Origin of the sequence: Streptomyces sp. NBC_01689 (genome assembly GCF_036250675.1) — a bacterium.
Taxonomy (GTDB): domain Bacteria; phylum Actinomycetota; class Actinomycetes; order Streptomycetales; family Streptomycetaceae; genus Streptomyces.
Genome location: NZ_CP109592.1, coordinates 5,304,664 through 5,327,592, shown reverse-complemented (window position 1 = coordinate 5,327,592; position 22,929 = coordinate 5,304,664). Strand labels below are relative to the sequence as shown.

The 22,929-nt window shown below is 67.7% G+C and carries 16 protein-coding genes and 3 rRNA genes; 9 read left to right on the top strand and 10 right to left on the bottom strand.

From position 1 onward, the window contains the following. Positions 1-304 precede the first annotated feature (304 nt). Together OG776_RS22645 and OG776_RS22640 are read right to left on the bottom strand one after the other, a co-directional pair. A complete protein-coding gene (locus OG776_RS22645) occupies positions 305-493 on the bottom strand; it encodes a hypothetical protein (protein ID WP_329322456.1) in 189 nt (62 codons plus the stop codon). A 217-nt stretch (positions 494-710) separates the two neighbouring features. After that, a complete protein-coding gene (locus OG776_RS22640) occupies positions 711-1,571 on the bottom strand; it encodes a hypothetical protein (protein WP_329322455.1) in 861 nt (286 codons plus the stop codon). Positions 1,572-1,689: 118 nt separating this feature from the next. Between OG776_RS22640 and OG776_RS22635 the strand changes: the two genes are divergently transcribed. Then, the gene (locus OG776_RS22635) at positions 1,690-1,860 is read left to right on the top strand and encodes a hypothetical protein (RefSeq protein ID WP_187285604.1); all 171 of its coding nucleotides are present in this window, start codon (positions 1,690-1,692) and stop codon (positions 1,858-1,860) included. 216 nt (positions 1,861-2,076) lie between these two features. Continuing rightward, positions 2,077-3,648 carry an FAD-binding oxidoreductase gene (locus OG776_RS22630; protein ID WP_148009126.1) on the top strand — a complete coding sequence of 524 codons (1,572 nt, stop codon included), beginning with the start codon at positions 2,077-2,079 and terminating at the stop codon, positions 3,646-3,648. A gap of 56 nt (positions 3,649-3,704) precedes the next feature. On the opposite strand, the gene OG776_RS22625 is transcribed toward OG776_RS22630, so the two are convergent. The 3 genes from OG776_RS22625 to OG776_RS22615 form a co-directional block, all read right to left on the bottom strand. Then, entirely contained in the window at positions 3,705-4,406 is a 702-nt protein-coding gene (locus tag OG776_RS22625) for a phosphatase PAP2 family protein (protein ID WP_148009127.1), read from the bottom strand. A 214-nt stretch (positions 4,407-4,620) separates the two neighbouring features. Further along, positions 4,621-5,628, bottom strand: coding sequence for a C40 family peptidase (locus OG776_RS22620; RefSeq protein ID WP_261994518.1), 1,008 nt, complete (start codon positions 5,626-5,628; stop codon positions 4,621-4,623). A gap of 212 nt (positions 5,629-5,840) precedes the next feature. Next, positions 5,841-6,599, bottom strand: coding sequence for a trypsin-like serine peptidase (locus OG776_RS22615; protein ID WP_148009129.1), 759 nt, complete (start codon positions 6,597-6,599; stop codon positions 5,841-5,843). Positions 6,600-7,626: 1,027 nt separating this feature from the next. On the opposite strand from OG776_RS22615, the gene OG776_RS22610 reads away from it, so the two are divergent. The 6 genes from OG776_RS22610 (at position 7,627) to OG776_RS22585 (ending at position 14,811) form a co-directional block, all read left to right on the top strand. Beyond that, the gene (locus tag OG776_RS22610) at positions 7,627-7,935 is read left to right on the top strand and encodes a hypothetical protein (protein ID WP_054232206.1); all 309 of its coding nucleotides are present in this window, start codon (positions 7,627-7,629) and stop codon (positions 7,933-7,935) included. Positions 7,936-8,113: 178 nt separating this feature from the next. After that, the gene (locus tag OG776_RS22605) at positions 8,114-8,977 is read left to right on the top strand and encodes a hypothetical protein (RefSeq protein ID WP_148009130.1); all 864 of its coding nucleotides are present in this window, start codon (positions 8,114-8,116) and stop codon (positions 8,975-8,977) included. Continuing rightward, positions 8,967-10,283: a hypothetical protein gene (locus OG776_RS22600; protein WP_148009131.1), complete on the top strand. Its 1,317-nt coding sequence runs from the start codon at positions 8,967-8,969 to the stop codon at positions 10,281-10,283. Before OG776_RS22605 ends, OG776_RS22600 begins: the two co-directional genes overlap by 11 nt. A gap of 14 nt (positions 10,284-10,297) precedes the next feature. Further along, positions 10,298-11,839: an SCO6880 family protein gene (locus OG776_RS22595; RefSeq protein ID WP_148009477.1), complete on the top strand. Its 1,542-nt coding sequence runs from the start codon at positions 10,298-10,300 to the stop codon at positions 11,837-11,839. A gap of 7 nt (positions 11,840-11,846) precedes the next feature. Beyond that, positions 11,847-13,271 (top strand): ATP-binding protein, encoded by a 1,425-nt coding sequence (locus OG776_RS22590; RefSeq protein WP_148009132.1) that lies wholly within the window; start codon positions 11,847-11,849, stop codon positions 13,269-13,271. Between the two features lies 1 nt (position 13,272). After that, positions 13,273-14,811, top strand: coding sequence for a type IV secretory system conjugative DNA transfer family protein (locus OG776_RS22585; protein WP_329326473.1), 1,539 nt, complete (start codon positions 13,273-13,275; stop codon positions 14,809-14,811). A gap of 19 nt (positions 14,812-14,830) precedes the next feature. Here the strand turns inward: OG776_RS22585 and OG776_RS22580 are convergent, their stop codons facing one another. Then, positions 14,831-15,376: a GNAT family N-acetyltransferase gene (locus OG776_RS22580; RefSeq protein WP_329322453.1), complete on the bottom strand. Its 546-nt coding sequence runs from the start codon at positions 15,374-15,376 to the stop codon at positions 14,831-14,833. Positions 15,377-15,570: 194 nt separating this feature from the next. On the opposite strand from OG776_RS22580, the gene OG776_RS22575 reads away from it, so the two are divergent. After that, a complete protein-coding gene (locus OG776_RS22575; protein ID WP_148009134.1) occupies positions 15,571-16,332 on the top strand; it encodes a CDP-alcohol phosphatidyltransferase family protein in 762 nt (253 codons plus the stop codon). A 209-nt stretch (positions 16,333-16,541) separates the two neighbouring features. On the opposite strand, the gene rrf is transcribed toward OG776_RS22575, so the two are convergent. The 4 genes from rrf to OG776_RS22555 form a co-directional block, all read right to left on the bottom strand. Then, positions 16,542-16,658 (bottom strand): 5S ribosomal RNA (rrf, locus tag OG776_RS22570). Between the two features lie 88 nt (positions 16,659-16,746). Further along, positions 16,747-19,866, bottom strand: a 23S ribosomal RNA gene (locus OG776_RS22565). 311 nt (positions 19,867-20,177) lie between these two features. Further along, positions 20,178-21,703: ribosomal RNA gene (locus OG776_RS22560) — 16S ribosomal RNA — on the bottom strand. Together the 16S, 23S and 5S rRNA genes form the textbook arrangement of a ribosomal RNA operon. 648 nt (positions 21,704-22,351) lie before the next feature. Then, a complete protein-coding gene (locus tag OG776_RS22555) occupies positions 22,352-22,903 on the bottom strand; it encodes a MarR family winged helix-turn-helix transcriptional regulator (protein ID WP_148009135.1) in 552 nt (183 codons plus the stop codon). Positions 22,904-22,929: the final 26 nt, after the last annotated feature.

The following is a 22,929-nucleotide window of genomic DNA, read 5'->3' as shown; positions in this document are numbered from 1 at the left end:
CCCGCACCGCGTCGTCACGACGGAACCGCACCCACCCCGCACGCGCCACCGGGCCACGACACCACCCGGCCGGTGCCCCGCACCCCACCGTCAGACGGAACCCGGCCGGCGTCCCGCGCCCCACCGTCCCGACACAAACCGGCCCGTGCCCCGCATCACACCGTCGCGACAGAACCCGGCCGGTGCCCCGCACCCCACCGTCAGACGGAACCCGGCCGGCGTCCCGCGCCCACCCACCGTCCCGACAGACTCCGGCCGGTGCCGCCCGCCCCGACTCCGCCCGCCCGACCTGCTGCCGCCCGGCCTACTCCCCCGCGCCGCCCTCCCGCGCGCGTTCTTCGGCCACTTTCAGCACCTCGTCGATGCTCTCCAGGCTGAGCCGGTCCTCGTCGGCGGCCGACGCCGCGATGATCAGATCGCCGCACAGCTCGATCTCGGCGAGGGCCACGTGGTCCTGAACTGCCGTACCGCCGACCGGAGCCACGCGCGTCACCTCTTTCTGCCGTCACCGACTTCCTAGAGTAGGGAGCGGTCTACACACCGCGCATGGCACGGAAGGGCCATTTCCAGCCCCCACCCCCGCCGCACCCCATGCCTCCCGCGCGGGCGCACCGCGCTCCCGCACCGCCCCCGCGCCGCCCTCGGCCCGGACCCCGCGGGCCCGTCCCACACCCTCCACCACGCCCTTCGTCCGCGCGGGCCTCCGCACCCTACGGCTCCGCGATCTTCCCCGCGAAGATGTCCGCGGGCTCGGGAAGACGTACGGGCGCCGGAACCCCGAAGTCGTCCAGCCGGGTCGTCGAGACGACCGCGACGCTGCCCCGGTGCTGACCGCCCACGAAGCTGAACCGGTTCCGCAGCTCGCGGATCCGTCCCTCGTCGTCGAGGTAGACGTCGAACGGCACCTCCGCAGTGGCGAACCCTTTCGCCGCCGCCCGCAGCGCCTCCCGGTTCCCCTCCGACGCGCTCCGCGCGGCGAGGTCCAGGTCGGCGATCCCGCGATAGTGCGTCACCGGGACGCCCGCCACCTCCGTCCGGCCCACGTACGTCGCCGTCCGCGCCCCGCGCAGCAACTCGGCCGCCGCGAACGGGTCGGTGGCCCCGCCCGTCACCAGATTCCCGTCCGTGAGCGTGGCCGTCTCGACGCGCACCCACTTGTCGGCCGGCACACCCGCGCCCCGGTTCTTCATGAACAGGGCTCCCGGAGCGAGGAGTTCGGTGATCGGCCGGTGCTCCTCGGCTCCGGCCGGGTCCTGCGGCAGCTCCACCGTGAGCCGCCCCGACCGCTTCCGGAAGTCGTAGACCCCCTCGCCCCGGATGGTGACACGGGTCCCGCCGGTGGCCATCTCCATCGACGTACGCGCCCTCGCGCTGCCGGCCCGCTCCAGGGCCGCGGCCGCGCGGTGCAGCACCCCGGCGGAGACGGCGCCGGAGCGGGTCCCCACGGCGGCGGGACGCGCGTCCTCGGCACCGGCGCGGCCGGCCGAACATCCGGCGACGCAGCACATGAGCCCCGCCACCGCGACCGCGAGAACGCGCGTCTCCGTCCGCCTGCCCTGCTGCGCCACCATCGTCCGCCGACCCCCAGCCGGTCCGTCCCGGGCCTCCTGTCGTACCGGTTAACGACGGGTAGGGACGCCCGTCACGCGGGGGCGATTCCGTTTGCTTGCCCTGGGTAACGTTGTTGACGTGGCGCAGCAGGACGACATCGCATTCGCCGGAGAGCACCGGACCATCACCGTCGAGCAGGGCCGCTTCTGCGTGGCCCGCTGCTCCTGCGGCTGGAGAGGCCCCGCCCGCCGGGCCCGCAGCCTTGCCCGCACCGACGCCGAGTCCCACACGGCGGCCCCTCTCGCCTGACCCCTCTCCTGCCCCCGCGCCGCCCCGAGCGGCCTCCGCGCGGGCGACGGGCGGGCGTGAAGTGCCTGGCCGGAGGCCGCGATCGGGGTGCGATGTCCGTGATATCCGTCATACGGGGATCACGGTCCTGTAGCGATTCCGTTCTTCGGCCTCCCGTTGTGGAACCCTCGGAACCGGTCACCCGTCTCGTCCCACGGGAACCATCGGGAGGCTCATATGCAACGGCGGATGTTCATAGGCGGCGCGGCCGCGCTCGCGGCGGCGGTCACCACCGCCTGCAACGCGAAGGGCGGCCCCTCCACCCGGGCGTCGGCGGCGGCGCAGACGTCCGGGGCTCCGGTCCACGCGACCGCGAGCGCCACCCCCGCGGGCGTCCGCGCCGCCGCGAACTGGACCGCCCTCGCCAAGGACCTGGACGGCATCCTGGTCCGTCCCGGCGACCGCGCCTGGTCCACCGCGCACCAGCTGTACAACACCCGCTTCGACACGCTGAAGCCCGCGGCCGTCGCGTACGCCGCCCACGCCGACGACATACGTACGGCCATGGCCTACGCCCGCGCCCATCACATACCCCTGTCGATACGCAACGGCGGCCACTCCTACGCCGGCTGGTCCTCCGGCGACGGCCGGCTGATCCTCGACGTCTCCAAGCTCGACAAGATCCGGGCGTCCGCGAACGAGGCCGTCGTCGGCGCCGGTTCCAAGCTGATCGACGTCTACCGCGGACTCGCCGCGAAGGGCGTCACCATCCCCGCGGGTTCCTGCCCGACCGTCGGCGTCTCCGGTCTGACCCTCGGCGGCGGCCACGGTGTCGTGTCGCGGGCGTACGGCCTGACCTGCGACAGTCTCACCCAGGCGACGCTGATCACGGCGGACGGCAAGGAGCTCGTCGCGAACGCGAGCGAGCACAAGGACCTCTTCTGGGCGCTGCGCGGCGCGGGCAACGGCAACTTCGGGGTCGTCACCGAGCTCCGTTACCGGACCCACCCCGCCCCGCAGGCCGTCTCCGCGTACCTGACCTGGCCGTGGGCGAAGGCCGCCGCCGTGGTGAAGGCCTGGCAGGAGTGGGGACCGGACCAGCCGGACGAGATCTGGTCGTCCCTGCATCTCGAGAGGGCCGCCGGCGGCAGCCCCCGCGTCTCCGTCGCCGCCTTCTCCCTGGGCACCTACGGCGAACTCCAGAACGCCGTGGACCGCCTGGCCGACCGGGTCGGCGGGCCGGCCTCCAGCGTCTCCCTCAAGAGGCACTCCTACGAGGAGTCGATGGAGGCGTACGCGGGCTGCTCCTCCTTCCCCACCGACCCCCAGTGCCATCTGCCGGGCACGACGCCGGGCCGGTCCGCGCAGGGCGCCCTCGGCCGGGAGACGTACGCGGCCCGGTCGGACTTCTTCGACCGCTCGCTCTCCGCGGCCGGCATCCAGACCCTCCTGAACCAGCTGGGCTCGGTCCGCGGCGGTTCGGGCAGCATCGCGTTCACCGCGCTGGGCGGCGCGGTCAACCGCGTCGCACCGACCGCGACGGCCTTCGTGCACCGCCGGTCGAGGATGCTCGCCCAGTACATCGTTTCCTGGCAGCCGGGCGGTTCCGGCGCCACGGCCCAGTCCTGGCTGACCTCGGCGCACACGGCGATGGCCCGCCACGCCTCCGGAGCCGCCTACCAGAACTACACGGACCCGACCCTCACGGACTGGCGCAAGGCGTACTACGGCGACGCGGCTCCCCGGCTCACCGCGCTGAAGAAGCAGTACGACCCGAACCGCTTCTTCTCGTTCCCCCAGGCGCTGTAGCCTCCGCCCGCCGCGGACGGGGGTCGCCCCTCGCCGTCCCTGGCCCGGGACGGCCCTCAGGCCGCCAGATCGGACTCGTCCGGCCGCTCCGCCCGGGCCTCCGGAATCCGCGCCTGCTGCCCCGTGAGACCCGCGCGCCGCGCCCGGACGAGCCGGCCGGCCCGCGGGGACCCCTCGACGGCCTTCATCACCGGCGTCAGCAGGGCCATGGCCAGCGGGGAGAGCAGCAGCGCCACGGCCGTGCCCAGGGCGAATCCGCCGATGACGTCCGTCGGGTAGTGCACGCCCATGTAGACCCGGCAGAAGCCCTCGACGAGCGCGAGCCCTATCCCCGCCAGGCCGAACTTCCGGTGCACGACGAACAGGCCGACCCCCATCGCCATCGTGAGCGTCGCGTGGTCGCTCACGAACGAGAAGTCGGTCTTGCCCGACACCAGCACGTCGAGACCCTGGTGGTCGACGAACGGACGGGGGCGTTCGACGAAGCCCCTTATCGGCACGTTCACCAGCACGGCGATACCGGCGGCCAGTGGTGCCCAGACCAGCCCGGCCACGGACGCCGCCGCGCCCTCGGCGCCACCGCGCCGCACGGTCCACCAGCACCACAGCACCAGCAGGACCAGAGCGAGCAGCAGCCCGTACTCGCCCACGAACTCCATGCCCCGGTCGAACCAGCGGGGTGCGTCCTTGGCGAGTCCGTTGATGTCGTAGAGCAGGTCGACGTCGGGGTTCGAACCGGATTCGGCGAGTCCAGCCATGGTGCTGCGGCCCCTTCGTCGTCTTTCCCGCGGGCGCACCCTTTCGTGCGCCGCCCGAACCACCCCGTGGTGTGTAGATCCGCGGCCCGGAAGTCCTGGATCCGCTCTACCTCAACAGGAACGCACAGTGCCCTTCAGTACGTTCCACACTCCACCGAATGATCACGCAGACGTTATCGAAGAGAGATACATCGCCGCAGCTCAGGGGGTGGGTTCAGACCGTGGTCGGGAGTGCTTTCGCGCCATCCTCGGTCACGCGCGTGGCCCCGAAGTAGTCGGGGGTGTCGATCGGGTCGAAGCGGATGACGGCACCCGTCCTCGGCGCGTCGATCATGTAGCCGCCGCCCACGTAGATGCCCACGTGCCGGATCGCCCGCGAGTCGGTGAGGTCGTCGGAGAAGAACACCAGGTCCCCCGGCAGCAGTTCCTCCCGCGCGGGGTGCGGACCGGCGTTGTACTGGTCGTTGGCGACCCGCGGCAGGGTGACCCCGACGCTCTCGTACGCGGCCTTCGTCAGACCCGAGCAGTCGAAGCGTCCGCCCTGGTCAGCGGTGCCGTTGCCGCCCCACAGATAGGGCGTGCCGAGCTTCTTCTGCGCGTAGTAGATGGCCGCGGCGGCCTGCCGTGAGGGATCGACCCGGTTGACGGGCCGGGCGAAGCTCTTCTCCAGGGTCGTGATTGTCTTCACGTAGTTCTGGGTCTCCCGGTACGGCGGGACACCCCCGTACTTGATGACCGCGTACGCCCCCGCGTTGTAGGCGGCGAGCATGTTCTCCGTGATGTTCCCGGGCGCGTCCTTGACGTACGAGGCGAGCTGGCAGTCGTAGGAGGCGGCCGACGGAATCGCGTCATTCGGGTCCCATACGTCGCGGTCGCCGTCCCCGTCGCCGTCGACTCCGTGCGTGGCCCACGTCCCGGGGATGAACTGCGCTATTCCTTCGGCCTTCGCGGGGCTCTTGGCGTTCGGGTCGAATCCGCTCTCCTGGTACAGCTGCGCGGCGAGCAGGGCGGGGTTGATCGCGCCGCAGAGGTTGCCCCACTTCTGCACGAGCGTCTGGTACGCCGCCGGGACCGCGCCCTTGGCGAGTCCGACCGAACCGCCGCCGACCCCGTTGGCGAGGTTGCCCGCGACGACGAAGACCCCGACGACGAGCAGCATCACGAAGGAGAGTCCCACCCCGGCGACAGCGGCCGCCACGACCCATGCCTTACGCACCGTCAACCGCCCCTCGCCGCCCGGGAGTCCGCCGTCGCCAGTGTAGAGGCGGCCTCCGTGCCGCGGGACGATCACACACGAGGAGAAACCGCATGTGGCGGGCCTGCCGGACCGTCCGCCGCGCCCCTCGCGCAACTCCCCTGTCGCGCAAGGCGATATCACGCCGAAAAGGGCACGGCCGCCTGACCGGAAGCCGCGCGCGGCGCGGCGGACCCCCGCTACTGCGCCTGCGTCGACCGGTAGAGGTCGCGGGCCTCGTCGCCGAGGACGACGCTGTACGAGATGTCGTCGGTGTTCCCGCCCGCCTCGCGGCCGCCGATGACCCCGACGACCTCCCCGTACCCGTTCACCCAGGGGCTGCCGCTGGTGCCGCCGGCGAAGGCGGGGCAGGCGATGCGCTGCTGGGTGCGGCTGACAGCGGTGGGCCTGTTCGTGCAGGTGATCGGCGCTTCGAGGATGCTGGGGTAGCCGGTGACGGTCACGGCGGTGGCCCCGGTCTTCCGGCCGGTGACGAACGTGTTGGCGCCGACGACGTCCTCGACGCCCTTGCCGCCCCGGTCGGCGACGGTGGCGAAGGCGACGTCGCTGTCCTCGTCCTGGGCGCCGGTCCAGGCGTCACCGACGTAGGTCCTGCGGATCTCCCAGATGCCGTAGGGAGCCTTCCCGTCGCGGTATCCGGGCACGAAGCGGAGCTTGCCGCCGCCGTCCAGGCAGTGCGCGGCGGTCACGAGCAGGTTCCGCCCCGTGCTGTGCACGACGGACGCGGTACAGAAGTGGCCGCCCCGCAGAGCCCCGCTGCCGCCGAAGAGCGCGCCGACGCGGGAGGCGGCCACGGTGCCGGAGGCCCGCGCGGTCACGCCCAGGGGGCCGCGTCCGTCGTCGGCGGCGGCCACGGAGGCCGAGGTCACGGCCAGCACCGCGACCGCGACGAGCAGGGCGTTGCGCCGGGCGCCTGGGGGACGAGTGATGCGCTTCATCGGTTCACACTCTGGCTCACGGATCTGAGAGGAATCCTGAAACCACCTTGAGAAACTGCCATGAGTCGCGGGCCGGATCCACCGTACGGCCCACGTCCGCCGACCGCTCTCTCTCGCACTCCGATCAATTGACGTCACGCTACGTTACTCCAGTCCCGTCCCACGCGCGCGTCGGACGGATGTCCACAGCCTGTGGACATCCGGGAGGGGAAGACCCCCGCGGCCCGGGTACCCGCGAACCCCGGCCGGACGCGGCAGGGGTCACCGCCCCGGGAGACCCGGGTAGGGGGCCAGGACCGGGGTCGCCCCGCTCCCCGCCGGCGCTCGTCAGGGAGCCGGGGCAGGCGGGCCGCGACCAGGTGGACGCGGGCGGTGAGCTCCCACCCTCCCCGGCGACGGGCCCGTACGCACCCCGCGACGCCGCCCTCGCACGCGGCACGTGCGCCCCCGCGTCCGGGCGCCGCCCCAAGTACCGCCGGCACCAGGGCATCCCGGACCGCCTGACCGTCAACAACGTTTTCCGCGCGGCCAGTCGGACGGGAGCGTCCGGCGAAAGGACGGCGGGCGAACGGCCACGGCCCGTCTCCGCGCGCCACCGCGACGGGGGATAGCCTGCGTGACAGCGGCCGCGCGTCCACCTCCGGCAGACGCGCGACCCGGAGAACATCGGCTCGACAACCCGCCGCAACCGGGACGCGTCCGCGGTGGACCTACGGGACGAGCAGGGCGACCGCCCCACGAGGTTCGTAGAAGGGGTTAACGACGGAACCACACGACAGGTTCCGCATCGGCTTCATTGCCCGGCGTGACCTGCCGTGATACACAGAGTGACCATACGACTCTGCGCATACCGGCGCACGCCTCCCGAATGGGGCCCGCGTGCGCCGGTGGCAAGGGATTCGTACGAAACCCGCCAATCAATGACGCCAAGTCGACATGCGACGGCGCCATTGTCGGCGAGAATGGGCCCGACCTCTGCGCGCAGTGGCAGGGGGTGCAGAACTACCCACTAGGGGCGGTGACTTACATGCTTTTCGCAGCCGACAAGGGCGACATCACCACAATCATCGGCGGGATCGCCCCGGACTGGGGTCCCTTCGGCAGCCTGGGCAACGAAGCCAAGACGATGATCCAGGTCGTGATGGCGGTCGCCATCCTGCTCTGCCTCGGGATCGCGATCTGGGGAGCGGCCAAGCAACGCATCGGCGCGACGGCGCTGCGCGACACCTTCAGCGCGGAACAGGGCAAGGGCCTGATCATCGCGGGCCTCACCGGGGTCTTCATCATCGGGTCCCTGGGCACGCTGTTCACCATCGTGTACGGCATGGCCGTCTAGCCCCGGCCGGGGCGCCCGGCTCCTCTCTCCTACGTCTGTCCGATCCACCTGTCCGTCGCGCCCACCGGCTGAGGTTGCGTTTCCCTGATGTCGAGTCACCACACCGCGTCCGCGCGGAAACCAGCACGGCTACCGTCGTACTACGCGATTCAGCAGAGGTTGAGGGGGCGTACGCGGCATGAGTCTCGGTGACGAACCCGGATACGGGGACGGCTCTCGCGGTGACGACGGGAGATACGGGGGCACGGGCCAGACCCGGACCCGGCTCCCCGACCGCCCCGGCGACGTCTACGGCGGCGCCCGCCGCGGACGCTCGTCCTCACGCAGCCTGGTCACGGTGGTCGGCGTCGTCGTCCTCCTGATCGCCGCGATCGCCTTCGCGAACCGTGGAGGAGACGATTCCTCTTCCTCGGGCACCGGAGGGGGGAACGGCGGCGCCAAGTCCGGCACGTCCCCCACGGCGGCGTCCGGGAACCGGCCGGTGGACTCGAAGTCCGGCACCATCCCGACGGGATTCGCCCACAGCGAGCAGGGGGCGCAGAGCGCGGCGGCGAACTACGGTGTGGCGCTCGGATCAACTGGGATGTTCGACTCCGGCCAACGTCACGCGATCGTCGGCACTGTGTACGCACCCGAAGTCGCCGATGCCCGACAGTCGGACCTCGACAGCGCCTACTCCAGTGAGAAGTTCCTGACCAACATCGGTCTGGACAAGGACGGCGCGGCACCCGCGGGCCAGACCTTCATCTCGCGGGTCATCCCGGTGGGCACGAAAGTCACATCCTCCAGCGCGGACAGCGCCACGGTCGACCTCTGGTACACGTCGCTGTTCGGTCTGTCCGGACAAGGGTCGACGAACCCCGTCTCGGAGAGCTGGTACACCACCACGTACCGACTCAAGTGGATCAGCGACGACTGGAAGATCACGGACTTCTCGCAGAAGGACGGGCCGGTCCCCGTCGGACGCGACCAGAAGGCGTCCACCGCCGACGACATGACCAAGGCCGTTGAAGAGTACGGAGGGTTCACGTATGCCCGGTAGCCGCCGCGTACTCAAAGCAGCCGCCGCTGTCACGGCCATTCAGGCCACTACGGTGCTGCTGGCCACTCGCGCCATCGCAGCCCCCAAGCCATCGCCGACGAGCAGCAACGACCCCTGCGACCTCATCCGCGGTCCCGCCAAGGACTATTGCGAGAACGGCAGCCGATCGGGCCACACCGGCGGCTCCACCCCCAGCCTCACCTCCACCCTCGACCCCCTCTCCTCCCTCGCCAAGGGCTGTGCCGACGCCGCGTCCTGGACCATCGACAAGCTGTCCTCCGCGGTCAACGACACGGCGAACGTCGACTTCACGAACCCCAAGTTCCTCCAGCAGTACGCCGTCGTCTTCGCGGCGTCGACGATCCTCACCCTCCTGCTGTGGCTGCTCGCCGTGGCGAAGAGGGCGGTCCGGGGCGTCCCCCTCGGCACCGCGCTCTCCGAGGCCATCGGCTTCCTCTGGCTCACGGTCCTGGCGTCCGCGTTCACCCCGCTGATCCTCTACACCGTCGTCTCGGCCTCCGACGGCGTCACCGAGGTCCTCGCCAAGACCACCGGCAACCAGACCGACACCTTCTTCGGCACCTTCTCCGGCGCGCTCGCCAAGGGCGAGAACATCGGCGGCGGCCCGATCATGCTGATCGTGGTGTCCCTGGTGTCGATCCTCGCCGCCGGCGTCCTGTGGCTGGAGCTCGTCATCCGCGCCGCGCTCCTCTACGTCGGCGCCCTCCTCGGCACCGTCGTGTACGCGGGACTCGTCGACAAGAACCTGTGGGGGCACGTCCGCCGCTGGGCCGGCGTCATGATCGCCGTCATCCTGGTGAAACCGGTCATCGTGATAGTCCTGGGCCTGGCCGGCGCCCTGTCGACCGACGACGGCCCGGACTCCTTCTCCGCCGTCGTCTCCGGCCTCGCCATCATCCTGCTCGCCATCTTCGCCAGCGCCATGATCTACCGCTTCGTCCCCGGCTTCGGCGACGAGATCGCGAACTCTCGCAACAACCGCATCATGCAGGGCGCCGAAGGCAAGGCCGCGGCCGTGATCAGCTCCCCGGCCACGCTTGTCGCCCAGGGCATCAAGACGCACAGCGCCCGCGCCGACAACAACGGCGGCGGAGGAGGAGGCGGAGGCGGCAACCAGCCGGCCCGCCCCGCCAACCCCGCCTCCGGAGGCGTCGCGGCACACAGCACACGCACCCCGAACGCGGGCGGCGGATCCGTCCCCGCCGCCGCACCGCCACCACGCACGAGTCCCACCGGAAACACCCGCAACAGCAGTCCCAACCGCACGGGAGGTGAAGGGCGTTGACGACCGAGTCCCACGTGTCCCATCCGGTCACGCCCCGCCGTACATATCTGATCGGCCGCGCCCGGCCGAACGCGATGGTCGGCCGGAACCGCGAGTCCGGCGAGATCGTGCTCATCATCGCGGGCGCGTTCCTCGGCATGATGTGCGGTCTGCTCGTCCCCGTACTGTCCCTGCGGATCGTGCTGCTGATGGGCTTCCCCCTGCTCGCCCTCGCCGCCGTGTACGTCCCGTACAAGCGCCGCACGTTCTACAAGTGGTTCGAGATCAACCGCAGTTACAAGCGCAGCCTGCGCCGCGGCACGGCCTACCGCAGCAACGTCATGGAGGCCGGCACGCACCTCGACGGCCGGGAGATCGAGATCGGCCCGCCGCCCGGCATCGGCCGGATCTCCTGGCTCGCGGCCCCCTTCGGGCCCGACGAGATCGCCGTGCTCCTGCACGCCGACCGCCGCACCGTCACGGCCGCCATCGAGATCGAGGGCCCCGGTGTCGGCCTGCGCGACAGCGAGGACCAGGAGGCCCTCGTCGACCGCTTCGGCACCCTCCTCAAGCACGTCGCGAACGGCGACGGCTTCGTCACCCGCCTCCAGATGCTCGCCCGCACCCTCCCCGCCGACCCGGACGCCCACGCCAAGGACGTCGCCGTACGCGGCGACGAGAAGTCCCCCGGCTGGCTCCAGCAGTCGTACGACCAGCTCCAGTCCATGGTGTCCACCAGCAGCGAGCAGCACCGCGCCTATCTCGTCGCCTGCATGCACTGGACCCGCGAACTCGCCGCCGAGGCGCAGGCCATGGCCCGTGCCGCCCGGCCGCAGGGCGGGAAGAAACTGGACCGCGACGCCGGCCTCGCCGTCGTCATGGCGCGCGAACTGACCGACATCTGCTCGCGCCTCCAGGAAGCCGACATCCGGGTGCGCCAGCCCCTCGGCCAGGGCCGGCTCGCCTCCCTCGTGCACTCCATGTACGACCCCGACCACCCCATCGACCACATCCAGGCGATGACCAAGCGCAACGCCTGGCCCGCCGAACTCGACGCCATGGAACCCACCTATCTCCAGGCGAAGACCCGCGAGTCCTCCACCCGCGCGCCCTGGTGCCACGCCACGGCCTGGGTGAAGGAGTGGCCGATGACCCCGGTCGGCGTCAACTTCCTCGCCCCGCTGCTGGTCCACACCCCGGACGTCATCCGCACGGTCGCCGTCACCATGGACCTCGAACCCACCGAGATCGCCATCGAGCGCATGCTCACCGAGAAGACCAACGACGAGGCCGAGGCCAGCCGCCAGGCCAAGATGAACCGCACGGTCGACCCCCGCGACATCGCCTCCCACAACCGCCTCGACCAGCGCGGCGAGGACCTCGCCAGCGGCGCCGCGGGAGTCAACCTCGTCGGGTACATCACCGTCTCCTCCCGCTCACCCGAGGCCCTCGCCCGCGACAAGCGCACCATCCGCGCCTCCGCCGGCAAGTCGTATCTGAAGCTGGAGTGGTGCGACCGCGAGCACCACCGGGCCTTCGTCAACACGCTCCCCTTCGCCACCGGTATTCGGAGGTAAGGCCCTGATGCGGGATCCGCTGTCCGCCGCCACGGACGCCTTCACGTCCTTCCTCTTCGGCAAGGTCGAGACGACCCGGCTGCCGGTCCGCACCTCCACGGGCCAGGCACAGGCCGTCTACCTGCCCACCGCCGCACCCGGACTCGGCGACTCGGGCGTCATCATCGGACGCGAGGTGTACTCCGGGAAGGGATACATCTACGACCCCTTCCAGCTGTACGGGCAACAGCTCCCGGCCCCGCACTGGCTGGTCCTCGGCGAGTCCGGCAACGGCAAGTCCGCCCTGGAGAAGACCTACGTCCTGCGCCAGTTGCGCTTCCGCGACCGGCAGGTCGTCGTCCTCGACGCCCAGGGCGAGGACGGGGTCGGCGAATGGAACCTCATCGCGGAGGAGCTGGGTATAACTCCCATCCGCCTCGACCCGACGGCCGCCCTGGACATGGGGATCCGGCTCAACCCGCTCGACCCGGCGATCACCACCACCGGCCAGCTGGCCCTGCTGCGCACCATCATCGAGGTCGCGATGGGGCACGGCCTCGACGAGCGGTCCGGCTTCGCCCTGAAGGTCGCGCACGCCTATGTGAACGAGACCATCGTCGAGCGCCAGCCGGTCCTGATGGACATCGTCGAGCAACTCCGCCACCCCGAACCGGAATCGGCCGAGGCGATGAACGTCGCCATAGACGACGTACGGGCCTGGGGCCTGGACGTGGCCCTCGTGCTCGACCGGCTGGTCGACGGCGACCTCAGGGGCATGTTCGACGGCCCCACGACGGTCGGCATCGACCTGGACGCCCCCCTCATCGTCTTCGACCTCTCCCACATCGACCGCAACTCCATCGCCATGCCCATCCTGATGGCGATCGTCGGCGTGTGGCTGGAGCACACCTGGATCCGGCCCGACCGCAAGAAGCGCATCTTCCTGGTGGAGGAGGCGTGGCACATCATCAACAGCCCCTTCGTCGCCCAGCTCTTCCAGCGCCTGCTGAAGTTCGGCCGCCGACTCGGCCTGTCCTTCGTGGCGGTGGTGCACCACCTGAGCGACGTGGTGGACGGAGCCGCGGCCAAGGAGGCCGCCGCGATCCTCAAGATGGCCTCCACCCGCACGATCTACGCCCAGAAAGCCGACGAGGCACGGGCGACGGGACGGGTGATCGGTCTGCCCCGGTGGGCCGTGGAGATCATCCCGACCCTCACCCCGGGCATCGCGGTCTGGGACGTCAACGGCAACGTACAGGTCGTCAAACACCTGATCACGGAGACCGAACGGCCCCTCGTCTTCACCGACCGGGCCATGACCGAGTCCTCCGCGGACCATCTGGCCGACGACGCGCTGCGCGCCGCGGAGCTGGAGGCCGAGGAGCGGGCCGCGGCCTTCGTGGAGCAGCACCTCGGCGATCTCGACGGTTCATCCGAGTCCACGGTGGCATGAGATGAGACGGGACGAACGGGATCAGGAGCGCGCCGGAGGCGTCCCCGACGGTCTGCTGGTAGGCGTACTGGCCTTCCTCCTCGGCCTGACCCTGCTGGTGTGGTCCGCCACCGGACTCGCCGCATGGTTCGCCCGGGGCGCCTGGCCGGCGGCCGTCACCGTCGCCCGTACGCCCCTGGCCCTGCGCCATCTGATCGGGCAGCCGCAGGACGTCGCGGGCGCCTGGCCGGACACCCCCGCCGACCAGCTGTCGGGGTACGGGCTCTTCTGGGGGCTGTTCATCGGGCAGTTGATGGTGCTCATCGTGCTCACGGTCTTCGTAATGGGCACGGTGGCACGGTGGCGGGCGGTGCGCGCACGCCGGAAGGCCGGCGCCTACGCGGCGCGGACCGAGACCACCGCTCGGGTGCCCGAACCGGCGCGTGAGCCGGTCGACGCCCACGGCGAGGTCCCCAGGAGCGCCGAGGAGCCCGTACGTCACGAGGTCCCGGTGCCCCGGCCCGCACCCCTCCCCACCGAGCACCCCGCCGCCCTCCCCGCCGAAGCACCGCGGACGACGCCGGCCCCCCTGGCGGCCGGAGCCCCGCGGACGGGCGGCTGGGAGGGCACCCCGACCGCGGGCACGGTCGTCCTGGGACCCGCCGAGGACCGCCATCCCACCGCGGCCCAGGCAGTACGGGACGCGGAAGGCCCCGTCCTGGTCGTCACCTCGGACCCGCGGACCTGGTCGGAGACCAAGGACGCCCGGGCCAAGCTCGGCCCCGTGCTCCTCTACGACCCCACGCACCGCTGCGACACCCCGGCCCGCCTCCACTGGTCCCCCGCGGCCGGCTGCGAGGACAGGGCCACGGCGGCCGCCCGGGCCGCCGCGCTGCTGGCTCCCGTCCGCCCCACCGCCAAGGTCGACCACGCCATGGCCGACGTCGCGGAAACGCTCCTGCGGAGCTATCTGCACGCCGCGGCCGTGGACGGCAAGCCCTTCCGCCACGTCCACCGCTGGGCCCAGGGAAACCAGGTCCAGGACGCGGTACGGGCCCTCCGCACCCATCCCAAGGCCGCTTCCGGCGCGGCGGGCGAACTGGAGGCCGCGCTCACCTCGCACCCCGAACGCCGCGACATAGCGCAGGAGCTGACGGCCCGTGCGCTGTCGTCCCTGTTCACCGTCAACATCCGCGAGGCGTGCACGCCGAACCGAAGTGACGCCCTCGCGCTGGATTCCTTCGTCGACGAAGGGGGCACGCTTTATGTGGTCGGTGAACCCATCGAGGACCCCAGGGCGAATCCCGGCGCCATGCCGCTCCTGACGGCCCTCGTCTCAAGCGTGGTCGAGCGCGGCCGGCGCATGGCCGAACGGTCATCCTCCGGTCGCCTCGACCCACCACTTACGCTCGTCCTGGACGACGTGGCTGCCGTCGCCCCGCTCCCGCAGCTCCCCGACCTGCTGTCGGCCGGAGCGGGGCAGGGCCTTCCGACCCTGGCCCTGCTCCGCTCCCGCGAACAGGGCAGGTCCCGCTGGCCGCGGTACGAACTCCCGCTCTGACGGCCACCACCCGCCGGTCCTAGGACCGCGTGATCACGAACTCCAGGTCCCGCTCCCCCGTGTCCCCCGGGGTCGGTGCGCTCCCGCCGGTCGGCACGAACCCGACGCGGCGGTAGAACGCCTCGGCGCGTCCGTTCTTCTCGTGCACGAACAGCCGGACCCGGTCCAGGCCGGTCTCCCAGGCCCAGGCGAGCGCGGTCTCGAACAGGGCGTCCGTCACCCCGCTTCCCCGGTGCTCGGGCCGTACGAAGACACCCACCAGATGTGCCTGGTCCCACTCGCCGAGGTGCCCGAGGAAGTCCGCCTCCCCGGCCCTCTCGACCAGGACGACGACCGAGCCGATCCACACCCCGTCAGGGTCGACGGCGACGAACTGCCGCCGCTCGTCCACGCCTTCGGCGGCCCCCGCCGCCCGTTCCTGCCAGAACGCGTCAGGCCGTGCCACGGACTCCTCGTACGTCTCCCGGAAGGCGAGATGCGCGACGGGGTCCTGCAGCGCGACCAGCCGCAGTTCCCTCACCGAGCGCCACTCGTCGGCCCGTATGGAACGGATCACTTGATTCATACGGCCACGGTACGGGCCGGACGCCACCGCGCTCACCCGGATTTTCCGCACCCGGAAATCCACCCTGCCGATCCCCGCCGTACAGGCCCCCGTCATGCTCTTCCCTGTACGACGTGCTCGGCCGTGTCCTCGACGACGTTGCCCCGCCACGGAATCGACCCCCATCGTCACCGGCTTGCCAGGGAGAACGACGCATGCCCAAGGTCCCACTCGCAGAACTCCGCCACGTCATCCATCCTCCGGGCAAGCTGGAGAGCAGGGCGGAGCACTGGGCCGGCCGCCTCTACATGCGTTCCGTCTCCCTCCGGGTGACACGGCTGGCTCTCGGAACCCGTTTCTCGCCCAACCAGATCACGGCCGTGATGGTCGTCGCGGGTGTGCTCTCCGGGGTCGCGCTGGTCCTGCCGGGGCTGGGCGGCGCCGTGCTCTCCGTGGTGTTCATGCAGCTGTACCTGCTCCTGGACTGCGTGGACGGTGAAGTCGCCCGCTGGCGCAAGCAGTACAGCCCGCTCGGTGTCTATCTGGACCGGCTCGGTGCCTATCTCGCCGACGCGGCCGTGATGGTCGGTATGGGCATCCGGGCCGCCGAACTCGGCCTGGACCCCTACCTGGTGGCCGGCCTCGCGGCGGCCATCGGCGTCCTGCTGCTGAAGTCGTCCTCGGACCTGGTGCACGTGGCCCGTTCGGACAGCGGCATGGAGAAGGCGACCGACCAGTCCGTCGTCCCGCGTTCCAGCGGTCTCGCGCGGATACGCCGTCTCACCTCCGCGGTCGGCCTGCACCGCCTGGTCAACGGCATCGAGTGCACGCTGCTGCTGCTCGTGACGGCGGTCGTGGACCTCGCGCTCGGCGATCTGACCGCGACGCGGGTGGCGACGGTGGGTGTGACGGTCATCGTGTGGCTGCTCGTCCCCGCGCACATCGTCTCGATCGTCGCCTCGTCCCGTCTGAAGTAACGGTTCCCAGGACGGTCCTCGACGCGATCGGCCCCCACTCCCGGACACGGGGGTGGGGGCCGGAGCTCTGTGAGTTGCTCGGTGACCGCCGGCCCACGCACCGGACCGCCCGTATCGGTAACGGTGCCGAGGGACGATCCGGACCGACAACGCGAAGAAGCCCCAACTCACGGGTTCTATCCCGGAGTTGGGGCTTCTTCTCAATATTTGTTCGGCGGCGTCCTACTCTCCCACAGGGTCCCCCCTGCAGTACCATCGGCGCTGTAAGGCTTAGCTTCCGGGTTCGGAATGTAACCGGGCGTTTCCCTCACGCTATGACCACCGAAACACTATGAAACACAACCGGAGCCACAGCCAAAACGGCTACGACGGTTGTTCGTGGTTTCAGAACCAACACAGTGGACGCGAGCAACTGAGGACAAGCCCTCGGCCTATTAGTACCGGTCACCTCCAGCGGTTACCCGCCTTCCAGATCCGGCCTATCAACCCAGTCGTCTACTGGGAGCCTTAACCCCTCAAAGGGGTGGGAATACTCATCTCGAAGCAGGCTTCCCGCTTAGATGCTTTCAGCGGTTATCCCTCCCGAACGTAGCCAACCAGCCATGCCCTTGGCAGGACAACTGGCACACCAGAGGTTCGTCCGTCCCGGTCCTCTCGTACTAGGGACAGCCCTTCTCAATATTCCTACGCGCACAGCGGATAGGGACCGAACTGTCTCACGACGTTCTAAACCCAGCTCGCGTACCGCTTTAATGGGCGAACAGCCCAACCCTTGGGACCGACTCCAGCCCCAGGATGCGACGAGCCGACATCGAGGTGCCAAACCATCCCGTCGATATGGACTCTTGGGGAAGATCAGCCTGTTATCCCCGGGGTACCTTTTATCCGTTGAGCGACGGCGCTTCCACAAGCCACCGCCGGATCACTAGTCCCGACTTTCGTCCCTGCTCGACCCGTCGGTCTCACAGTCAAGCTCCCTTGTGCACTTACACTCAACACCTGATTACCAACCAGGCTGAGGGAACCTTTGGGCGCCTCCGTTACTCTTTAGGAGGCAACCGCCCCAGTTAAACTACCCATCAGACACTGTCCCTGATCCGGATCACGGACCCAGGTTAGACATCCAGCACGACCAGACTGGTATTTCAACGACGACTCCACCCACACTGGCGTGCGAGCTTCAAAGTCTCCCAGCTATCCTACACAAGCCGAACCGAACACCAATATCAAACTGTAGTAAAGGTCCCGGGGTCTTTCCGTCCTGCTGCGCGAAACGAGCATCTTTACTCGTAGTGCAATTTCACCGGGCCTATGGTTGAGACAGTCGAGAAGTCGTTACGCCATTCGTGCAGGTCGGAACTTACCCGACAAGGAATTTCGCTACCTTAGGATGGTTATAGTTACCACCGCCGTTTACTGGCGCTTAAGTTCTCAGCTTCGCCACCCCGAAGAGTGACTAACCGGTCCCCTTAACGTTCCAGCACCGGGCAGGCGTCAGTCCGTATACATCGCCTTACGGCTTCGCACGGACCTGTGTTTTTAGTAAACAGTCGCTTCTCGCTGGTCTCTGCGGCCACCCCCAGCTCAGAGTGCAAGACTCATCACCGGTGATGGCCCCCTTCTCCCGAAGTTACGGGGGCATTTTGCCGAGTTCCTTAACCATAGTTCACCCGAACGCCTCGGTATTCTCTACCTGACCACCTGAGTCGGTTTAGGGTACGGGCCGCCATGAAACTCGCTAGAGGCTTTTCTCGACAGCATAGGATCATCCACTTCACCACAATCGGCTCGGCATCAGGTCTCAGACTATGTGCTGTCCGGATTTACCTGGACAACGTCCTACACCCTTACCCCGGGACAACCACCGCCCGGGATGGACTACCTTCCTGCGTCACCCCATCACTCACCTACTACAGGTCTGGTCCGTCGGCTCCACCACTCCCCTTCGCCCGAAGGCTCCAGGGCGGCTTCACGGACTTAGCATCGCCTGGTTCAATGTTTGACGCTTCACAGCGGGTACCGGAATATCAACCGGTTATCCATCGACTACGCCTGTCGGCCTCGCCTTAGGTCCCGACTTACCCTGGGCAGATCAGCTTGACCCAGGAACCCTTAGTCAATCGGCGCACACGTTTCTCACGTGTGTATCGCTACTCATGCCTGCATTCTCACTCGTGAACCGTCCACCACTGCCTTCCGGCGCGGCTTCACCCGGCACACGACGCTCCCCTACCCATCACAGCGGGCGTTGGCCCTATTGCTGCAATGACACGACTTCGGCGGTACGCTTGAGCCCCGCTACATTGTCGGCGCGGAATCACTAGACCAGTGAGCTATTACGCACTCTTTCAAGGGTGGCTGCTTCTAAGCCAACCTCCTGGTTGTCTGTGCGACTCCACATCCTTTCCCACTTAGCGTACGCTTAGGGGCCTTAGTCGATGCTCTGGGCTGTTTCCCTCTCGACCATGGAGCTTATCCCCCACAGTCTCACTGCCGCGCTCTCACTTACCGGCATTCGGAGTTTGGCTAAGGTCAGTAACCCGGTAGGGCCCATCGCCTATCCAGTGCTCTACCTCCGGCAAGAAACACACGACGCTGCACCTAAATGCATTTCGGGGAGAACCAGCTATCACGGAGTTTGATTGGCCTTTCACCCCTAACCACAGGTCATCCCCCAGGTTTTCAACCCTGGTGGGTTCGGTCCTCCACGACCTCTTACAGCCGCTTCAACCTGCCCATGGCTAGATCACTCCGCTTCGGGTCTTGAGCGCGCTACTAAATCGCCCTATTCGGACTCGCTTTCGCTACGGCTTCCCCACACGGGTTAACCTCGCAACACACCGCAAACTCGCAGGCTCATTCTTCAAAAGGCACGCAGTCACGAGACATGTGCAAGCACACATCCGACGCTCCCACGGCTTGTAGGCACACGGTTTCAGGTACTATTTCACTCCGCTCCCGCGGTACTTTTCACCATTCCCTCACGGTACTATCCGCTATCGGTCACCAGGGAATATTTAGGCTTAGCGGGTGGTCCCGCCAGATTCACACGGGATTTCTCGGGCCCCGTGCTACTTGGGTGTTTCTCAAACGAGCCGCTGATGTTTCGACTACGGGGGTCTTACCCTCTACGCCGGACCTTTCGCATGTCCTTCGCCTACATCAACGGTTTCTGACTCGTCTCACGGCCGGCAGACCGTGAAAGAGAAATCCCACAACCCCACATACGCAACCCCTGCCGGGTCTCACACGCATATGGTTTGGCCTCATCCAGTTTCGCTCGCCACTACTCCCGGAATCACGGTTGTTTTCTCTTCCTGCGGGTACTGAGATGTTTCACTTCCCCGCGTTCCCTCCACATACCCTATGTGTTCAGGTATGGGTGACAGCCCATGACGACTGCCGGGTTTCCCCATTCGGAAACCCCCGGATCAAAGCCTGGTTGACGACTCCCCGGGGACTATCGTGGCCTCCCACGTCCTTCATCGGTTCCTGGTGCCAAGGCATCCACCGTGCGCCCTTAAAAACTTGGCCACAGATGCTCGCGTCCACTGTGCAGTTCTCAAACAACGACCAACCACCCATCACCCCCGGCTACAACCGGAGTTCACTGGGGCCGGCACTGAAGGCAGCCTTTCGGCCGTACCCTCAGACACCCAACAACGTGCCCGACACCCTCGCCACTCCGATCAGCTTTCCACACTCCGAAGAGCAGTACTGGCAGCCTGAGATGACTGAAAGTGCCGAATAATCAACGTTCCACCCATGAGCAACCACCGTCGAACGTTTGCCGACGTAATGGCCCTGGACCACCAGGCGAACCTGGCAGCCTAGATGCTCCTTAGAAAGGAGGTGATCCAGCCGCACCTTCCGGTACGGCTACCTTGTTACGACTTCGTCCCAATCGCCAGTCCCACCTTCGACAGCTCCCTCCCACAAGGGGTTGGGCCACCGGCTTCGGGTGTTACCGACTTTCGTGACGTGACGGGCGGTGTGTACAAGGCCCGGGAACGTATTCACCGCAGCAATGCTGATCTGCGATTACTAGCAACTCCGACTTCATGGGGTCGAGTTGCAGACCCCAATCCGAACTGAGACAGGCTTTTTGAGATTCGCTCCGCCTCACGGCTTCGCAGCTCTTTGTACCTGCCATTGTAGCACGTGTGCAGCCCAAGACATAAGGGGCATGATGACTTGACGTCGTCCCCACCTTCCTCCGAGTTGACCCCGGCAGTCTCCTGTGAGTCCCCATCACCCCGAAGGGCATGCTGGCAACACAGAACAAGGGTTGCGCTCGTTGCGGGACTTAACCCAACATCTCACGACACGAGCTGACGACAGCCATGCACCACCTGTACACCGACCACAAGGGGGCGACCATCTCTGGCCGTTTCCGGTGTATGTCAAGCCTTGGTAAGGTTCTTCGCGTTGCGTCGAATTAAGCCACATGCTCCGCTGCTTGTGCGGGCCCCCGTCAATTCCTTTGAGTTTTAGCCTTGCGGCCGTACTCCCCAGGCGGGGAACTTAATGCGTTAGCTGCGGCACCGACGACGTGGAATGTCGCCAACACCTAGTTCCCACCGTTTACGGCGTGGACTACCAGGGTATCTAATCCTGTTCGCTCCCCACGCTTTCGCTCCTCAGCGTCAGTAATGGCCCAGAGATCCGCCTTCGCCACCGGTGTTCCTCCTGATATCTGCGCATTTCACCGCTACACCAGGAATTCCGATCTCCCCTACCACACTCTAGCTAGCCCGTATCGAATGCAGAACCGGGGTTAAGCCCCGGTCTTTCACACCCGACGTGACAAGCCGCCTACGAGCTCTTTACGCCCAATAATTCCGGACAACGCTTGCGCCCTACGTATTACCGCGGCTGCTGGCACGTAGTTAGCCGGCGCTTCTTCTGCAGGTACCGTCACTCTCGCTTCTTCCCTGCTGAAAGAGGTTTACAACCCGAAGGCCGTCATCCCTCACGCGGCGTCGCTGCATCAGGCTTTCGCCCATTGTGCAATATTCCCCACTGCTGCCTCCCGTAGGAGTCTGGGCCGTGTCTCAGTCCCAGTGTGGCCGGTCGCCCTCTCAGGCCGGCTACCCGTCGTCGCCTTGGTGAGCCACTACCTCACCAACAAGCTGATAGGCCGCGGGCTCATCCTTCACCGCCGGAGCTTTCAACCCACCCAGATGCCCAGGCAGGTATTATCCGGTATTAGACCCCGTTTCCAGGGCTTGTCCCAGAGTGAAGGGCAGATTGCCCACGTGTTACTCACCCGTTCGCCACTAATCCACCCCGAAGGGCTTCATCGTTCGACTTGCATGTGTTAAGCACGCCGCCAGCGTTCGTCCTGAGCCAGGATCAAACTCTCCGTGAATGCTTACCGGTAATCCGGTGAGACACACACGAGAGCGGAACCGGAAGAGGAATAATCCCCCGGTTCACAGCGTCCTCGCTGTGCGCCTGCCCCGAAAGGCAGGACTTTTTCAAAGGAACCTCGCCCCGACCGATCGGCCGGAGACGGGGTATCAACATATCTGGCGTTGATTTTTGGCACGCTGTTGAGTTCTCAAGGAACGGACGCTTCCTTTGTACTCACCCTCTCGGGCTTTCCTCCGGGCGCTTCCCTTCGGTCTTGCGTTTCCGACTCTATCAGACCGTTTCCGTATCCGATTTCCTCGGCGCTTTCCAGGTTCCCGCTTTCGCGTTTCCCTTTCCGGCGAGTCCGACTCTATCAGATCCTTTCGGGCCTGATTCCCAGTCAGCGGGGGTTGTCTTCGCGGCCGTTGGGCCGTTCCGACGTCCCAAACTTTAGCGGATCCCTCCGGCAGGTCCTAATCGGGCCGCCGGACCCATTCGAATTGAATTCGGGCACACCGAATTCGCCCCGGCTGGGAGATCGTGCTGGTGGTTTGGGTGCCGCGTCCGCGGCGGAGGTGCTTCCGGAGAACCGTTACGGCTCCGTGGCAACTCGAAGAACCTTACGGATCCGGCAGGGGCGTGTCAACCGCCGCTGTCAAGATCTTTAATCGAGGTCCGTGAGCCGTCCGCCGGCGTCCGGCTGGGCGTGCTCCACGCGGCGCAGGAGCCGGGTGAGGACCTCGCCCAGGACACCGCGCTCCTCGGTGGAGAGGTCCTGGAGCAGGTCCTCCTCGAAGACCGTGGCCAGCCGCATGGCCTCCAGCCACTTCTCGCGGCCCTCGGAGGTCAGCTCCACGATGACCCGCACCCGGTTGGACTCGTCGCGCTCCCTGGTGACGAGTCCCTCGGCGACCAGGCGGTCGATCCGGTGGGTCATCGCGGCCGGCGTCAGCCCCAGCCGCTTCGCCAGGTCGCTCGGGCCCATGCGGTAGGGGGCACCGGAGAGCACGAGGGCCTTGAGGACCTCCCACTCGGCGTTACTGATGCCGAGGTTGGCGGTCTGGCGGCCGTAGGCCACGTTCATCCGGCGGTTGAGGCGGCCGAGAGCCGAGACGATCTTCTCGACCTGGGGGTCGAGGTCCTGGAACTCGCGCTGATAGGCGGCGATCTGCTCTTCGAGTGTCGGCTCGCCGCCGACGCCGGGGGTGTCGGCCATGGCGGAAGTATCGCATGGCTCGCTTG

Excerpts from the sequence above, each read along its gene's own strand:
- OG776_RS22640 (WP_329322455.1), bottom strand. The coding sequence starts at position 1,571 with ATGGTGGCGCAGCAGGGCAGGCGGACGGAGACGCGCGTTCTCGCGGTC.
- OG776_RS22630 (WP_148009126.1), top strand. The coding sequence starts at position 2,077 with ATGCAACGGCGGATGTTCATAGGCGGCGCGGCCGCGCTCGCGGCGGCG.
- OG776_RS22625 (WP_148009127.1), bottom strand. The coding sequence starts at position 4,406 with ATGGCTGGACTCGCCGAATCCGGTTCGAACCCCGACGTCGACCTGCTC.
- OG776_RS22615 (WP_148009129.1), bottom strand. The coding sequence starts at position 6,599 with ATGAAGCGCATCACTCGTCCCCCAGGCGCCCGGCGCAACGCCCTGCTC.
- OG776_RS22610 (WP_054232206.1), top strand. The coding sequence starts at position 7,627 with ATGCTTTTCGCAGCCGACAAGGGCGACATCACCACAATCATCGGCGGG.
- OG776_RS22605 (WP_148009130.1), top strand. The coding sequence starts at position 8,114 with ATGAGTCTCGGTGACGAACCCGGATACGGGGACGGCTCTCGCGGTGAC.
- OG776_RS22600 (WP_148009131.1), top strand. The coding sequence starts at position 8,967 with ATGCCCGGTAGCCGCCGCGTACTCAAAGCAGCCGCCGCTGTCACGGCC.
- OG776_RS22590 (WP_148009132.1), top strand. The coding sequence starts at position 11,847 with ATGCGGGATCCGCTGTCCGCCGCCACGGACGCCTTCACGTCCTTCCTC.
- OG776_RS22585 (WP_329326473.1), top strand. The coding sequence starts at position 13,273 with ATGAGACGGGACGAACGGGATCAGGAGCGCGCCGGAGGCGTCCCCGAC.
- OG776_RS22580 (WP_329322453.1), bottom strand. The coding sequence starts at position 15,376 with ATGAATCAAGTGATCCGTTCCATACGGGCCGACGAGTGGCGCTCGGTG.
- OG776_RS22575 (WP_148009134.1), top strand. The coding sequence starts at position 15,571 with ATGCCCAAGGTCCCACTCGCAGAACTCCGCCACGTCATCCATCCTCCG.
- OG776_RS22555 (WP_148009135.1), bottom strand. The coding sequence starts at position 22,903 with ATGGCCGACACCCCCGGCGTCGGCGGCGAGCCGACACTCGAAGAGCAG.